This is a genomic window from Flavobacterium flabelliforme (assembly GCF_017948675.1).
Lineage (GTDB): Bacteria > Bacteroidota > Bacteroidia > Flavobacteriales > Flavobacteriaceae > Flavobacterium > Flavobacterium pygoscelis.
The window spans coordinates 669021-684178 of the sequence record NZ_JAGFBU010000001.1 but is presented as its reverse complement, the minus strand read 5'-3'; the positions used below and the strand labels follow the sequence as shown (position 1 = coordinate 684178).

Sequence of the window (15158 nt, the reverse complement as noted above, 5' to 3'; positions counted from 1 at the left end):
TTTTTTGAATCTCAACCAGAAATGAATAGAAGATTGTTACATTTGTAACAAAGAACACAATTAATAATTATCAATTACAATTTAGATGAACTTACCAGCAAATTTAAAGTACACAAAAGATCACGAGTGGATTAGTATTGAAGGCGATATCGCAACAGTAGGAATCACAGATTTTGCTCAAAAAGAATTAGGAGATATTGTTTATGTTGAAGTGGAAACTTTAGATCAAACTTTAGAGAAAGATGAAGTTTTTGGGACAGTAGAAGCAGTAAAAACCGTTTCAGATTTGTTTCTTCCTATAGCAGGAGAAATTATTGCTTTCAATGACGATTTAGAAAGTAATCCAGAAAGCGTAAATTCTGATCCTTATGGTGCAGGGTGGATGATCAAGATAAAAATAGCAAACATGAGTGAAGTAGAAGGATTGCTTTCTAGTGAAGCTTACAAAGAATTAATAGGTGCGTAAACAGCTCTATTTTTGGGCCGCACTAATCTGGTCTTTGATTATTTCTTATTTTTGTTTAGCACAGTTTAGTAGTGTTCCTTTAGGGAATGTCTCAAATATAGATAAATTCGTTCATGCGTTTTTTCATTTTGTGTTAACAACCTTCTGCTTTTTATTTTTTAAGAATCAGTATAAAGAAGTAGTTAGTTATAAACCATTAGTTTTTTCATTTCTTTTTTCTCTTTTTTTTGGAATTGGAATCGAATTAGCTCAAGGTTTTTTCACTACAACCAGACAAGCAGATATATTTGATGTTATGGCAAATGTTTCAGGTGCGTGCTTATCATTACTTCTTATTACTTTATTTGGTTTTAATAATAAAACGAAGTAAAATTAAAATTTGAGTCCCACTTATGTGGGACTTTTTTATTATATGGATGTAACTCTTTCGTTTATAATTTTTTAATTCACATTTGAATTTATATAACAAAGGCTATTTTTAGATTGTATAATACAAATAGAAAATTTTATTTGAAAGATATGTTAAGATATAATGTATTTTTGTAAGTCATAATTTGCTACAATTATCAAATCAAAACATTATGAATATAAAGCAATATTTAGATTCTACCTATTTAAAAACAGCTACACAAGCAGGTATTAGCGAAAAGGAAAATATTCTTGTCGCTAAAGGTTTTATCCAAGAAGCTATCGAAGAACATTTTAAACTTATTATGATTAGGCCAGATAGGGTTTCTTTAGCAAAAGAAATGATTCTTAAAGAAAAATCAAATTTGCAAATAGGTACTGTAATTGATTTTCCAGAAGGAAAATCGTTGATTGAAGATAAACTTAAAGAAGCTGCTAAAGCTATTGAGGATGGTGCTGATGATCTTGATTTTGTTTGTAATTATGAAGCTTTTAAAAATGGAGATGTTGAATTGTTAAAAGAAGAAATCCTAAAAGGAACACAATTAGGTTTAAAGAATAATAAAGTTGTAAAATGGATAATTGAAGTGGCAGCACTCAATGAAAAACAAATTATTCAATTGTCAAGTTTGATCAAAAATGTAATTGTTTCTAATTTTCATGAAGAATTATTTTCAAAAGTTTTTGTAAAATCATCTACGGGTTTTTATAAAACGGAAAATAACTTGCCAAATGGAGCTACAATTCCTTCTATCAAAATGATGCTTGAAAATGCATCGCCACTTCCTGTTAAAGCTGCTGGAGGAGTACGGACTTATGATGAAGCTGTTGCTATGATAGAACTTGGGATTAAAAGAATTGGTACTTCTGGTGCAAAATTGATTGCTAATGGCGAAAATTCAAACAATGAATACTAAATTGAAGAATACTATAAACTGCAACAAAGGAATAATTTTATTTTTTTTAATGTTGTTTTCTTTTTCAGTGACTGCACAAGAGATTACAAGTAGTTCTGTGCAGTCTTTAAATTCTGCTGAGCGTTTTCCTGTTTTTTCAACTTGTGTGAATTTAGAATCAAAGGCAATAGAAAATTGTTTTTATGATCAAATTCAAGATTTTGTTTTTGAAAATTTTAAAGTTCCACAACAATTAAAAGACACTAATTTTAAAGGAAATGTAAAAGTGCTTTTCGAGGTTGATCGAGAAGGATCTTTTAAAGTTATATATATTGATGCTGCAGAGGAAAAATTGATTGAAGAAACGAAAAGAGTTTTTGATAAATTTCCTAAAATCCTACCAGCTACTTACAATGGTAATCCTACTTACGCTAAATTTACACTGCTGATTTTAATTCCATTGAAATCAAAAGAAGTGATAGCTTCAGAAGCTTTGGCTAAGGCTAAAATTATGCCTAATTATACTAAAAAAAATACGGAACTAGATAATATTGTCTATCAAAAATTTGATAATCCTGAATTTGAAAGTCACTTAAATGTTCCTTTTTCTCATAGTTATTATGCGCAATTTGATGCTTCCTTAAATCAAATAGGAACTAATAATCATACTGCTTCAAAACCATACACATATTCTGAGGTGTCTAAATATTATAATCTCAAATTAGTAAATGAAGATTTAAAAAAGAAAGGATCTAGTTGGTGGGAAAGAAAGTTATGGAATGAAAGTATGGTAGAAATTAAGGGAGATGACTATTGGTTTACATTGAACCCGATATTTGATTTACAGGCTGGAAAAGCATCTCATAGTGAGTCTTCTTACACTTATGTGAATACTCGAGGAATTAATTTTCGTGGGGGATTGGGTAAGATGCTTAATTTTACAACTACAGTTTTTGAAAGTCAAGGTCGTTTTGCAGGTTACTATAACAGTTATGCGCAATCAATAAAACCCGCCGGGGGAAATCCCGCTATAGTTCCTGGAATGGGAATTGCTAAAGATTTTAAAACAGATGGATTTGATTTCCCTTTAGCAGAAGCTAATTTGACTTTAGCTCCAAGCAAATTCATCGACTTGCAATTGGGTTACGGAAGAAATTTTATCGGTGATGGATACCGATCTTTATTAGAAAGCGATGGCGCAAGTCCATATCCTTATTTTAAATTAAATACAAATTTTTGGAAAATTAAATATACCAATACCTATATGTGGCTGAAGGATGTAAGACCTGAAGTTACGGTAGAAAGAACTTATGCTACAAAGTTTATGGCAAATCATTATTTGAGTTGGAATGTTTCTAATAGACTAAATCTAGGTTTCTTTGAGTCTGTGATTTGGACCAATACAAATAATAGAGGTTTTGATGTAAGCTTTGTAAATCCAATTATTTTTTATCGATCTGTAGAATTCGCTTCTTCTGCAAGAAGTGGAAACGCAGTTTTGGGATTGACATATAAATACAAATGGAGTGATCAAATTAATTTTTATGGTCAATTTATCTTAGATGAATTTTCATTGGGTGATGTTAAAAAAAGAGATAATAGTTGGAAAAATAAATACGGATATCAGCTTGGAGTGAAATACTATAATGCTTTCAAAATTGATAATTTATTATTGCAACTAGAATACAATCATGTTCGTCCTTATGTGTATTCGCACAGCATGCCAATTACCAATTATGGTCATAACAATCAGAGTTTAGGGCATCAATGGGGAGGAAATTTTAATGAACTTCTAGCCATTGCAAGATATCATAAAGGCAGATATTTTGCGGATGCTAAATTTACAATTGGTACTCGAGGTTTAGATTTTGATTCTGCAGAAGATGGTTTTAATTATGGAGGAAATATTTATAAAGATTATGACGAACAGCGTCCTTTAGATAGTGGTGTTAAAGTAGGTCAAGGAAATAAAACTGCAATTTTTATTGCCGATATTCAAGGAGGGTATTTGGTTAATCCAGCTACTAATTTAAAACTGTTTGGAAGTTATATTTACAGGAGTTTTGACCCCAATACGAATACGGCAGTTAACTTTACTGAAAGTACAAATTGGTTCAGTATAGGATTGCGTGCAGATATTTTTAATTGGTATTTTGATTATTAATCGTTATTTTGAATCTTAAATACTCTTTTTGTGAATTGTTTTTTGTCAAATCCCTTTTGATAACCTACTTTTGCAAAAGTTTTTACAACTAAAATAATTACTAGCATTGAACGCAACTAAAAGTACCCTTTCCTTCAAATCCATTTATATAGATTTTCGCGAGATCACTAAAGCGCGTCTAGCTGTGAGTGTTGTTTTTTCGTCTTTAGCTGGATTTATGCTAGGGATAAACGATCTTCATTCTTTAAACTGGATGATTTTGTTTAAGTTAGCTATTGGAGGTTATTGCATGGTGGGTGCATCAAATGCATTTAATCAGGTTATCGAAAAAGACCTAGATGCCTTAATGGATAGAACTAAAAATCGTCCTGTTCCTTCTGGAAGAATGTCTAAAGGGAGCGCTTTGTTAGTAGCGAGTTTTTTAACAGTAATAGGATTAGTACTTCTTTATACAATTAACCCTAAAACAGCTATGTTTGGGGCGATATCAATATTTTTATACACTAGTGTTTATACTCCGCTAAAAACCATGACTTCTTTGTCGGTTTTTGTTGGTGCTTTTCCTGGAGCTATTCCTTTTATGTTAGGTTGGGTAGCAGCAACTGGAGAGTTTGGTATTGAGGCAGGTACATTATTTTTAATTCAATTTTTTTGGCAATTTCCTCATTTCTGGGCAATAGGTTGGTTTTTGTATGAAGATTATGAGAAGGCAGGTTTCTTTATGTTACCAACAGGAAAAAAAGATAAAGGAACCGCATTGCAGGTTATTTTATATACAATTTGGCTTATTTTAGCGTCTTTATTACCGGTTTTAGGATTTACTGGACGATTATATATAACTCCAGTTGCTGCAGTTGTAGTACTTATTTTGGGGTTATGGATGTTATTTTATGCTTTTAGATTGTACAAGTTAAGAACGGCTAAAGCAGCACGTACATTGATGTTGGTCAGTGTTTTGTATATTACATTGTTGCAACTGGTTTATATAATAGATAAATTTTTAAGATAGTTATGGAAATGATAATGACAACAGATGAACAGAAATCTAGAACTGCACGATCATATAAATTGATTTTGCTATTTTCTATGGTCAGTATGACGATGATGTTTGCAGGGCTTACAAGTGCTTTTGTAGTAAGTAAATCAAGAGTAGATTGGTTGAAAGACTTTCAGTTGCCTTCGGCATTTTATTATAGTACTGCAGCAATTATTGGTTGTAGTGTTACCTTTTATTTGGCTAAAAAAGCAATAATGAGAGACGATCAGGGTAAAACTTCAGTTTTTCTTTTGAGTACCTTATTTCTTGGAATTTTGTTTGTAATTTTACAATTTGTAGGTTTCGGACAAATAGTAAATAGTGGTTATTATTTCACTGGAAGTGGAAGTTCAATAACGACAACTTTTTTGTACGTTGTAACGGTTGTGCACCTGATTCACCTTGCTGGTGGTATGATTTCACTTCTAATTATAATTTATAATCATTTTAAACAAAAATACAATTCATCTCAAACCCTTGGAATTGAACTAGGTGCAATGTATTGGCACTTTCTAGACTTATTGTGGGTTTATTTGTTTTTATTTTTATATTTCTTTAAATAAGAAAAAAACGTAAATTTGTGAACTTTTTAACGAATAACTTATATGGAATCGACAGTTACTACTGCTAATAGTGAAGAGAAAACTTGGGGAGGCAACAATGAGCCAATGGGGGCTAGTTATGGCAAATTGATGATGTGGTTTTTTATCGTATCGGATGCTTTAACTTTCTCAGGGTTTCTTGCGGCGTATGGTTTTTCTAGGTTTAAATTTATTGAATCATGGCCTATAGCCGATGAAGTGTTTACTCACTTCCCGTTTATGCACGGAGTATCTGCTCCGATGTATTATGTTGCATTAATGACTTTTATTTTGATTTTTTCATCTGTAACAATGGTATTAGCTGTTGATGCAGGTCATCAAATGAAAAAAGGTAAAGTAGCGCTTTACATGTTTTTAACCATTATCGGAGGTATAATCTTTGTTGGATCTCAAGCCTGGGAATGGAAAAACTTTATTAAAGGTGAATATGGTGCTATTGAGACAAAAGGGGGTAGTTTACTTCAATTTGTTGACAAGGACGGTAAACGTGTAGCATTAGCTGAGTTTGCAGTTGCTTTGCCAGAAGGAAGAGAGCAACTTACTAGAGATAAAGCAAAATGGTTTATGAGTGAGCCTTCTTTACCTTCATTCTCTGTAGAGGAAGTTCAGGCAGGTTTTAAAGCGCATCCAGAACTTTTGATTAGAACAGAGGTTGTGAATAAAGAAAAGCAAAAAACAATTCTTTCAAGAAAAGAATCTGAAGCAAGATTGGGCGATGCTCATTACGTTGTTGAAGGTGCAAACTTGATCAGAAATGAATATGGAAATAAATTATTTGCTGATTTCTTTTTCTTTATCACAGGTTTCCACGGTTTCCACGTTTTTTCTGGTATTATTATTAATATCATTATATTTTTCAATGTTCTTATCGGAACTTACGAAAAAAGAAAAAGCTATGAAATGGTTGAGAAAGTGGGTCTTTACTGGCACTTTGTCGATTTAGTTTGGGTATTTGTATTTACTGTTTTCTATCTAGTTTAATTTCAAAAAAAATATTTGTTATGTCACACGTACACGTATCTAACATAGGTAGAATCTGGAAGGTTTTCGGAATATTGTCTGCCGTTACAATAGTAGAGGTTTATCTAGGAATAGTAAAACCAGATTTTCTTTTTATGAACGATTTTCTGAGTATGAACATTCTTAATTGGGTGTTTTATGCGCTAACTCTTTATAAAGCATATTACATCGTTTGGGCATTTATGCACATGGAAGGTGAAAAAAGTACTTTAAGGAGTGCAGTTGTTTTTCCAGTAATTTTTCTGATTTTATATTTACTCTTTATTCTTTTGACCGAAGGGGATTATATTTATGAGGTGTTTAAAAACTCTACCATTAAATGGAATTTTTAAAAAAATATTAATTCATAAAGAGGGTATCCGTTCTAGCGGGTACCTTTTTTTATATAGTAAAATTAAGGTGTTATAATGAAAAAAAATATTGTTCTTTTCGTTCTATTTGTTTTGCCTATTGTAGCTTATTTATTCTTTGCTTCTGGTGTAAACGGATATACAAAGTTGCCAACCCTAACTACTAATACTGCTGATTTTGGGCATTGGAATACTTTAGATGGTAAGGAAATTACTTTAAATGGAAAAGTGACTATTCTTGGTTTTTCAGGAACTGAACTTTTAAAAAATAGAGGTAATTTTTTTAATTTAAACCAAAAGATATATCAGACTTATCATAAATTTAAAGATGTTCAATTTGTTATTCTCTGTCCTATAGGAACAGAAAGTGATGCCAAGAAAGTAGTTGATGCTTTTGCTATGTTTACTGATGTTTCTCAATGGCGTTTTGTTTTTGCCTCTCCAGAAGAGATTAAAGCCTATTATGCGCAATTAAAATTAGTAGAGAAATTAGACGATAAACTTGGAACTTCTAAAGTTTATATTATTGATAAAAATAGAAACCTTCGCGGTAGAAAATTAGTTAAAGGAACTAAAGAAGGATATAATACCTTTCATCCAGCTGAGTTGAGTAACGAAATGTTAGATGATTTTAAAGTTATTCTTTATGAATATCGTGCTGCCTACAAAAAAAATAAAAACGCTACTAGACAAATTTAATTTATTATAAGATGCTTAAAAATAAATCATATATAGGTATTTCATTTATTATCTTAATTTTTGGAATTTATGCAATCCCAAAAATTGTCGAACGAATTAAAAATGATAAAACGGTTCAGGGAGAACGATTAGATCGTATTAAACCTAAAACTGCAGATGAAGGTAAATTAATTAAAATTGGAGCTGTTCCAAATTTTGAATTAGTTAATCAAGAAAATAAGAAAATTACCAATGAAACATATAAAGGGAAAGTGTATGTATTGGAGTTTTTCTTTTCAACATGTCCAACAATTTGTCCAAAGATGAATGAAAGCATGCTTATTCTTGAAAATAAGTTTTTTGGGAATCCCAATTTTGGAATTGTGTCTATTACTATTAATCCAGAACACGATTCGCCTGAAGTATTAAAGCAGCATGCTAAAGATTTAGGGGTTAAATCCTCCAACTGGAATTTTTTAACAGGTGATAAAGACTATATTTTTAAATTAGCAAATAAAGGTTTTAATCTTTATGCTGGTCAAAACAATAAAGTTGCAGGTGGATTTGAGCATTCTGGTTTGTTTGCTTTGATTGATAAAAATGGGAATATCCGTTGTAGAAATGATGAGTATGGAAATCCAATTTTATATTACGATGGTTTAGATAAAAAAGGGGTTAGAAATATTCAACAAGATATTAATATATTATTAGCAGAATAAAAATGAAAAATAATTCATTAGAACAAAAATACAATAGCCTCATTATTGCTGTTTCTATTGTGATTCCAGTTGTTGTTGCGATCCTTTTTGGTGTAAAACTTAAAGACTTTGGATTTGATGTAGCGCCGCTTTCTTTTCTACCTCCTATTTATGCCTCTACTAATGGTTTGACCGCTTTACTTTTAATCGCTGCAGTTGTTGCTATTAAGAATGGTAAAAAAAAGCTCCACGAAGGCTTAATGACAGGTGCAATTGCTTTGTCAGTTGCTTTTCTTGTGATGTATGTTGCATATCATATGACGGCCGATTCTACAAAATTTGGCGGTTTAGGATTTGTTCGTTATATCTACTTTTTCATCTTAGCCTCTCATATTATTTTGTCGATAGCTATTATACCAATGGTATTAATAACTTACGTGAGGGCATTATCGCAAAATTTCGAAATGCATAAAAAGATTGCACGAATTACATTTCCTATTTGGTTATATGTTGCTGTTACTGGAGTAGTAGTTTATTTAATGATTTCACCTTATTATGTATATTAAAACAAAAAATATAAAAAGAAAGTGGTCAATTTATTTTTGTCTTCTTTTTTTCGGTCTTTTCTCTGTTTCTTCAAATGCACAGTGCGCAATGTGTCGTGCTGCCTTAACTAGCGAAGGTAATACTGCAAAAGCTGAGGCTATTAACGATGGGATAGTTTATTTAATGGCAATTCCTTATCTTTTAGTTGGAGGCATTGGGTATGCTGTTTATAGAATGAGAAAGAATAAAGTGGGCTAATAAATTTATTTCGAAACTTGTCTATCATTATTTTATACCGTTGACAGATACATTCACTACGCCGTTTACTTTAATGAAGGCAAGGATTGCTTGGTTGTTTAATTGAATTTTTTCAAACTGAATTTCTTCCATTTTGCCGTTTACAAATACTCCTGGCATTGGCGAGTAATTTTTTAAATAAGTCATCATACTTTTTTGTGCTTCCTCTAAATTTGGTTTTATAGAGTAGCGACAGCTTTGTTCAATTTTCTTTAAAATTATACCCTCTGCAAGCCAATTTGCAGTTCTCATCAATTTACTTTTAGTGTCTAATACGTAATTCAATTGATTGAAGTAAATCTCTTTTGTTTGTTCATTATATTGAGGAGTTCCAGATAAATAAATAGTTCCGTTCACGGCTCCCAAAAGGTCTAATGCGATTATCATTTTGCCGTTTTTATGCCAAATAGAAACTTCTTGTACTTTTACTTTTTTTGATCCTGAACCTAATTCTTGTCCATAAAAGTTTTTGGTTATTATTTTCGAAGCATCTCTGTAGGTAGAAACAGCAACAATATTTGCAGAAATTGCATTTGGAATCGTAGTGACAGGTTTTAAGGTAATTTTTGATGCGTTAAATTTTGATTCTGGTTGTCTTCCTATAAGAGTTTCCATATTGCATTTCATTCCCATGTCTAAAATAAAAGTATCATTTTTTAACTTAGCATTCGTAGAGTATATTTCGATGGGAACAATTCTAAGCCAACTTTCATAACTTTCGCTCATTTGAAATGGTGTGCAAATCTTTTCAAGTGCTTCTAATACATTTGGCTTAAAGTCCATTGATTTTTCTATAATAGCATCAATTTTTGTTTCAATTTTTGTTTTAAAAAGTTTGATTGCGGGATTTATTAGATAGGTCACTGGAAGATTTTTCCCAAAAAGAGTCATCGTTGGATTTTCATTCCATTCTAAAGATTTTAATTCTGTTTTTGTAGTTAATTTCCAATTGACCAAAGCTACATCACTAATTAGTGTAACAACTCCGTCGAGATGAAATTCACGGATGTCATACATTTCAATACCTAATTTTTTGGTTCCGATTCTGTATTTAATTACTGCTTTTAAGGGAAGTGTAGTTTTGATTTTTTCGCCTTTTACTGCGTTGTCATTTTTTATTGTGATGGGAGCAAGCTTCCATATCTTCATTTCAATATCATCATCCTCAATAATATTATCTTCATATATAAGTCCGTTCAAGACGGAGTTTGTTTGATACTCAATGTCTTTTATCTTTACACTAATAGGCATGTTTATAAAGGACGGCGTGTTCTCATAAACTAATGGCGTTGCATCATCAGGCTCTGGTTTTAAAGCGTCGATTTTATTTGTTGGTGCACAACTACTCATGAAGATGCAGAAGCCAACTAGGCTATATATAAAACTTGATTTTGACATTTTTAATTTAGTTTAATGCAGTAAAATTAACAAAAGAATTCTTTTTTTATCGTTTTTTGTAACAAAAGCTATTTCTTAAAGTCTAATAGCTTTATAATGTAATTACGAGTAAAATATTTTATATTAATACAGTGATCTTTGTTATAAAAACTTAAATTTGTTTTGCATCGTTTCTGCACTTTTATTCAAAAAAAATATGAAAAAAAGATTTTTTCTCAGTTTAATAACTATTGTAGCAGGTTGTGTGACCATACAAGCACAAGCCAAAAAATGGACTTTAGAGGAATGTGTACAATATGCTATAAAGAATAATATTTCGATTAAGCAAACTGAACTTGATTCTAAGGTTGCGTTAATTGATAAGAGAGGCGCTATAGGTAAATTTCTTCCATCTGTTAATGCTAGTGCATCTCATTCTTGGAATATTGGTTTGAATCAGGATATTACAACAGGACTTCTTCAAAATCAAACTACACAATTTACATCTGCAGGTGTAAATGTTGGAATTGATATTTATAGAGGTTTACAAAATCAAAATAATTTGCGCAAAGCGAATTTGTCAATTTTAGCTTCTCAATATCAATTGGTAAAAATGCAGGAAGATGTTGCATTGAATGTTGCTAATGCTTTTTTGCAAGTTCTTTTTAATAAAGAAAATCTAAAGGTTCAAAAAGAACAATTAGGAATCAATGAAAAGCAATTTTCAAGATCACAGGAATTGGTGAATGCGGGTTCTATTCCTAGAGGTGACTTATTAGATATTAAAGCTACAGTTGCCTTAAATAATCAAAATGTTATTGTTGCAGAAAATGCTTTGCTAATTTCTAAGTTGAGTTTAAGTCAACTATTACAGCTTAAAGATTTTGAAAATTTTGAGGTAGTTGATGATACCAATATTAATGATGAAAATAATATTTTATCTCAATCTCCTTCGGCAATTTATAGTAAAGCTTTAGAAACTAAAATAGAAAGTAAAATTGCTAGAACTAATCTAGAAATAGCACAAAAAAATCTTGAAATTTCAAGAGGAGCTCACATGCCTACCATTCAAGGCTTTTATAGTTTTAATTCTAGAGTTGCTTATAGCGACAGGATCACTGGAGTTGTGCCAAATGCGGCAAGTCCCACATCAGTAGTGGGGTTTGTAGAAGGTACCAATCAAAATGTTTTAGCTCCAAATTTCAGTAGAGTATTAGGTGGACCAGAACCATTTTTTGATCAATTTAGTAATAATAAAGGGCAATCTTTTGGTGTTCAAATTTCAATTCCAATCCTTAATGGATTTTCGGTAAGCAATAACATAGAGCGTTCTAAAGTAAGTCTTGATAAATCTAAGATTGCAGTAGAACAACAAGATTTAGATTTACAGAGAAATGTTTTCACTGCTTTTGCAGATGCTAAAGGAGCTCTTAATACTTATGAATCCTCTTTAGCAGCCTTAGAGGCCAGACAAGGAGCCTACGATTATGCAAAAGAAAAATATGATGTTGGTTTAATGAACTCTTTCGATTTTAACCAATCACAAACCTTATTAACTAATGCGCAATCAGAAGTTATTAGAACTAAGTACGATTACATTTTTAAAATTAAAATCTTAGAATTCTATTTTGGAATTTCTCTCATCAAAAACTAAATTAATTATGTCTAAAAAAACAATTTATATCCTAATAGGAGGTGCTGTAGTACTAATTGCAAGTCTAGTAATTCTTTCAAAGTCAGGAGTAATCGGTAATAAGGAGAAAGGTACCGAAATAGAAACGGCTCAAGTGGTACCAATGACTATTGTAGAAACTGTTTCGGCTACTGGAAAAATTCAACCAGAAATTGAAGTTAAAATTTCGTCGGAAGTTTCAGGCGAGATTATTTCTTTGAATGTAAAAGAAGGACAGGTAGTAAAGAAAGGAGATTTATTAGTAAAAATTAATCCTGATTTATATACTTCTGGTTACAATCGTTCCATTTCTAATTTATCAGGAACCAAAGCCAATTTAAGTCAAGCGGATGCTTCTTTCAATGAATCTAAATCAAGTTATGATAGAAATAAAACTTTATTTGAAAAAGGAATTATTTCAAAATCAGATTGGGATAAAGCAGTTTCTTCCTATGAAGTTGCAAAAGCAGCAAAACAAAGTGCTTACTTTAATGTACAAAGTGCCTCTGCAACTGTAAACGAAGCGAAAGACAATTTGGGGCGTACTACAATTTATGCACCTGCAGATGGAACTATTTCAGTATTGAATGTTGAACTAGGAGAACGTGTTTTAGGGACGCAACAAATGACAGGAACTGAGATTTTAAGAGTTGCCAACTTGAATAATATGGAAGTTGAAGTTAATGTTAATGAAAATGATATCGTAAAGATTAAAGTTGGAGATGAGGCAAACGTAGAAGTTGATGCCTATTTGAAAAAACAATTTAAAGGAACTGTAACTAGTATTTCCAATTCGGCTAGTTCAGCTTTGACAGCAGATCAAGTAACTAATTTTAAGGTTAAGGTAAGAATATTGAAAGATTCCTATAAAGACTTATTAGAAGGAAAACCGGATACATATTCTCCTTTTAGACCTGGAATGACTGCAACAGTTGATATTATTACTCAAACAAAAGCGAATGTTTTGTCAGTTCCTATTAGTTCTGTAGTGGTTAAGTCGGATACTACTGCTGTAAAAAATATTGCTGTTGTAGATCCTAAAGATGAACAAAAGGACGCTCCAAAAGTAGATAAAAAATTCGAGTGTGTTTTTGTTAAAGTAGGAGATAAGGCCAAAATTAGAATTATTAAAACAGGAATTCAAGATGATACAAATATTGAAGTTTTAACAGGGCTTCAAAAAGGCGATGTTGTTATTACAGGACCTTATGCAACAGTAACTAAAGATTTGAATTCAGGAGATTTAGTTTCTTTAAAAACTGATAATGAAAAAACAAAAAATAAAAAGTAATTGATTAATGCATCATTTTTTAAATCACAATTATAAAATTTTTATAATTGTGATTTTCATTTTTAAATAAAATCTGAAATTGGAATATATATTAAATATTGAGACTGCTACCAAAAATTGTTCTGTAGCTCTAGCAAAAGAGGGTAAAACAATATTATGTAAAGAAATTGCAGAGGAAGGGTATTCTCATGCCGAACGTTTACACGTATTTATAGAGGAAATTGTTAAAGAAGCGGATATTAGTTTAAAAGATTTAAAGGCAATTGCAGTAAGTCAAGGTCCAGGATCTTATACAGGATTGAGAATTGGAGTTTCGGCTGCAAAAGGGCTTTGTTTTGCTTTAGGAATTCCTTTGATTGCTGTAGATACATTACAAGTTTTAGCAAGGCAAGTTTCAGTTTCTGATGGATTAATAATTCCGATGATTGATGCCAGAAGAATGGAAGTTTACAGTGCTGTTTTTAATCCAAAATTTGATAAAAAAAGAGAAATCTTAGCCGAAATTATTTCAGAAGATTCTTTTTCAGAGTTAGAAGAAAAACTTTACTTCGTTGGTGACTGCGCCGAAAAATGCAAGTCTGTATTAACTAAAGAAAACTTTTATTTTTTAGAAAATATCAAATACCCATCTGCTAAAGAAATGAGTGCAATAAGTTATGAAAAGTTCAAAATAAACGACACAGTTGATGTAGCTTATTTTGAACCTTATTACTTAAAAGATTTTATGATTACTCCTTCAAAAAAGTAATTTAAAACTTCTTTGAACATCTATTGATTGCTTTGCTCTTTTTTTGAATTGTTTTCTGTGCTTTTTGAAAGTTCCATTACAAATGGTTGAATAGTTATTCCTGCAGCATCAAAAGCTCTTTTACATTCCTCTAAAGTATCTGAATAAACGCCCCAGAAATGTTCGTTTTTTGCCCAAGGTCTAACCGCTAATTGAATTCCGGTATCGGTTAGGCTTTTTACAGAGACTTCTGCTGCAGGTGTTTTTAATATTTTTGGATTGCTATTTAAAACAGTCATGATAATTTCTTTAGCTTTTTTGATATCGGTGTCGTAGGATATCGCTATGTTCAAATCTGCTCTTCTTGTTTCTTGTAACGAGTAATTGATAATTGTTCCATTCGATAAAGATCCATTTGGTATAAAAATAGTTTGATTGTTGCTTGTAATTAATTTAGTTACAAATATTTGTATTTCTGAAACCGTTCCGACAACACCTTGAGCTTCAATTGTATTCCCAACTTTAAATGGCTTGAATAAAATAATTAGCATTCCACCTGCAAAATTAGATAAGGAACCTTGAAGTGATAATCCTACTGCAAGTCCCATAGCTCCTAAAATAGCGACAAATGAGGAGGTTTCTATTCCTAATTTGCCAATAAATGATACAAATAATAGTACTCTTAGCACCCAAAGTAATATATCTGCTAAGAACTTTGTTAATGTAGGTTCTAATTTTCTACTAATCATTAACTTTCGTATAAACCTATTAATTAAACGTATAACGTAAAGCCCTACGAATAGGATAAGAAAGGCAGAAATTAATTTTGGTGAATAATCAATTAGTACTTTTAAAAAATGGCTTGCGTAATCTGTTATTTGTTCTGGATTTAAATTCATTTTTTCTAAATAAAAAACCTTCTCATAGGAG

The 15158-nt window shown here is 31.2% G+C and carries 17 protein-coding genes; 15 read left to right on the top strand and 2 right to left on the bottom strand.

The features are described from left to right. The first annotated feature begins 85 nt into the window (after nucleotides 1-85). From gcvH to J3S90_RS16175, 12 genes are all read left to right on the top strand, one after another. The gene (gene gcvH, locus J3S90_RS03005) at nucleotides 86-466 is read left to right on the top strand and encodes a glycine cleavage system protein GcvH (protein WP_188048885.1); all 381 of its coding nucleotides are present in this window, start codon (nucleotides 86-88) and stop codon (nucleotides 464-466) included. Next, complete coding sequence (locus tag J3S90_RS03000) at nucleotides 459-836, top strand: VanZ family protein (RefSeq protein WP_188048884.1); 378 nt, start codon at nucleotides 459-461, stop codon at nucleotides 834-836. The genes gcvH and J3S90_RS03000 overlap by 8 nt, the downstream gene beginning before the upstream one ends. A 211-nt stretch (nucleotides 837-1047) precedes the next feature. Beyond that, the gene (deoC, locus tag J3S90_RS02995) at nucleotides 1048-1791 is read left to right on the top strand and encodes a deoxyribose-phosphate aldolase (RefSeq protein WP_210644630.1); all 744 of its coding nucleotides are present in this window, start codon (nucleotides 1048-1050) and stop codon (nucleotides 1789-1791) included. Continuing rightward, on the top strand, nucleotides 1781-3934 hold the full coding sequence (locus J3S90_RS02990; protein WP_236023874.1) for a capsule assembly Wzi family protein: 2154 nt from the start codon (nucleotides 1781-1783) through the stop codon (nucleotides 3932-3934). The genes deoC and J3S90_RS02990 overlap by 11 nt, the downstream gene beginning before the upstream one ends. 106 nt (nucleotides 3935-4040) lie before the next feature. Further along, nucleotides 4041-4943, top strand: coding sequence for a heme o synthase (gene cyoE / locus J3S90_RS02985; RefSeq protein ID WP_210644628.1), 903 nt, complete (start codon nucleotides 4041-4043; stop codon nucleotides 4941-4943). 2 nt (nucleotides 4944-4945) lie between these two features. Next, nucleotides 4946-5533: a cytochrome c oxidase subunit 3 gene (locus tag J3S90_RS02980; RefSeq protein ID WP_188048881.1), complete on the top strand. Its 588-nt coding sequence runs from the start codon at nucleotides 4946-4948 to the stop codon at nucleotides 5531-5533. Nucleotides 5534-5575: 42 nt separating this feature from the next. Further along, nucleotides 5576-6553: a cytochrome c oxidase subunit 3 gene (locus J3S90_RS02975; protein WP_210644626.1), complete on the top strand. Its 978-nt coding sequence runs from the start codon at nucleotides 5576-5578 to the stop codon at nucleotides 6551-6553. A 20-nt stretch (nucleotides 6554-6573) separates the two neighbouring features. Next, the gene (locus J3S90_RS02970) at nucleotides 6574-6924 is read left to right on the top strand and encodes a cytochrome C oxidase subunit IV family protein (RefSeq protein ID WP_188048879.1); all 351 of its coding nucleotides are present in this window, start codon (nucleotides 6574-6576) and stop codon (nucleotides 6922-6924) included. Nucleotides 6925-6999: 75 nt separating this feature from the next. Next, nucleotides 7000-7641 carry a hypothetical protein gene (locus J3S90_RS02965; RefSeq protein WP_210644624.1) on the top strand — a complete coding sequence of 214 codons (642 nt, stop codon included), beginning with the start codon at nucleotides 7000-7002 and terminating at the stop codon, nucleotides 7639-7641. A gap of 11 nt (nucleotides 7642-7652) precedes the next feature. Further along, a complete protein-coding gene (locus J3S90_RS02960; protein ID WP_210644622.1) occupies nucleotides 7653-8339 on the top strand; it encodes an SCO family protein in 687 nt (228 codons plus the stop codon). Nucleotides 8340-8341: 2 nt separating this feature from the next. Beyond that, a complete protein-coding gene (locus J3S90_RS02955) occupies nucleotides 8342-8884 on the top strand; it encodes a DUF420 domain-containing protein (RefSeq protein WP_210644620.1) in 543 nt (180 codons plus the stop codon). Between the two features lie 88 nt (nucleotides 8885-8972). Next, a complete protein-coding gene (locus J3S90_RS16175) occupies nucleotides 8973-9122 on the top strand; it encodes a hypothetical protein (protein WP_370566786.1) in 150 nt (49 codons plus the stop codon). Between the two features lie 27 nt (nucleotides 9123-9149). Here the strand turns inward: J3S90_RS16175 and J3S90_RS02945 are convergent, their stop codons facing one another. Beyond that, nucleotides 9150-10559: a DUF4403 family protein gene (locus J3S90_RS02945; protein WP_210644618.1), complete on the bottom strand. Its 1410-nt coding sequence runs from the start codon at nucleotides 10557-10559 to the stop codon at nucleotides 9150-9152. Between the two features lie 196 nt (nucleotides 10560-10755). Between J3S90_RS02945 and J3S90_RS02940 the strand changes: the two genes are divergently transcribed. The 3 genes from J3S90_RS02940 to tsaB all read left to right on the top strand — a co-directional run bounded on the left by J3S90_RS02940 (nucleotide 10756) and on the right by tsaB (nucleotide 14249). Continuing rightward, nucleotides 10756-12192 carry a TolC family protein gene (locus J3S90_RS02940; protein WP_210644616.1) on the top strand — a complete coding sequence of 479 codons (1437 nt, stop codon included), beginning with the start codon at nucleotides 10756-10758 and terminating at the stop codon, nucleotides 12190-12192. 7 nt (nucleotides 12193-12199) lie between these two features. Next, nucleotides 12200-13501 carry an efflux RND transporter periplasmic adaptor subunit gene (locus J3S90_RS02935; protein ID WP_210644614.1) on the top strand — a complete coding sequence of 434 codons (1302 nt, stop codon included), beginning with the start codon at nucleotides 12200-12202 and terminating at the stop codon, nucleotides 13499-13501. A 79-nt stretch (nucleotides 13502-13580) separates the two neighbouring features. Then, nucleotides 13581-14249: a tRNA (adenosine(37)-N6)-threonylcarbamoyltransferase complex dimerization subunit type 1 TsaB gene (gene tsaB, locus J3S90_RS02930; RefSeq protein ID WP_210644612.1), complete on the top strand. Its 669-nt coding sequence runs from the start codon at nucleotides 13581-13583 to the stop codon at nucleotides 14247-14249. Between the two features lie 20 nt (nucleotides 14250-14269). On the opposite strand, the gene J3S90_RS02925 is transcribed toward tsaB, so the two are convergent. Further along, entirely contained in the window at nucleotides 14270-15127 is an 858-nt protein-coding gene (locus J3S90_RS02925) for a mechanosensitive ion channel family protein (protein WP_188048870.1), read from the bottom strand. Nucleotides 15128-15158 lie beyond the last annotated feature (31 nt).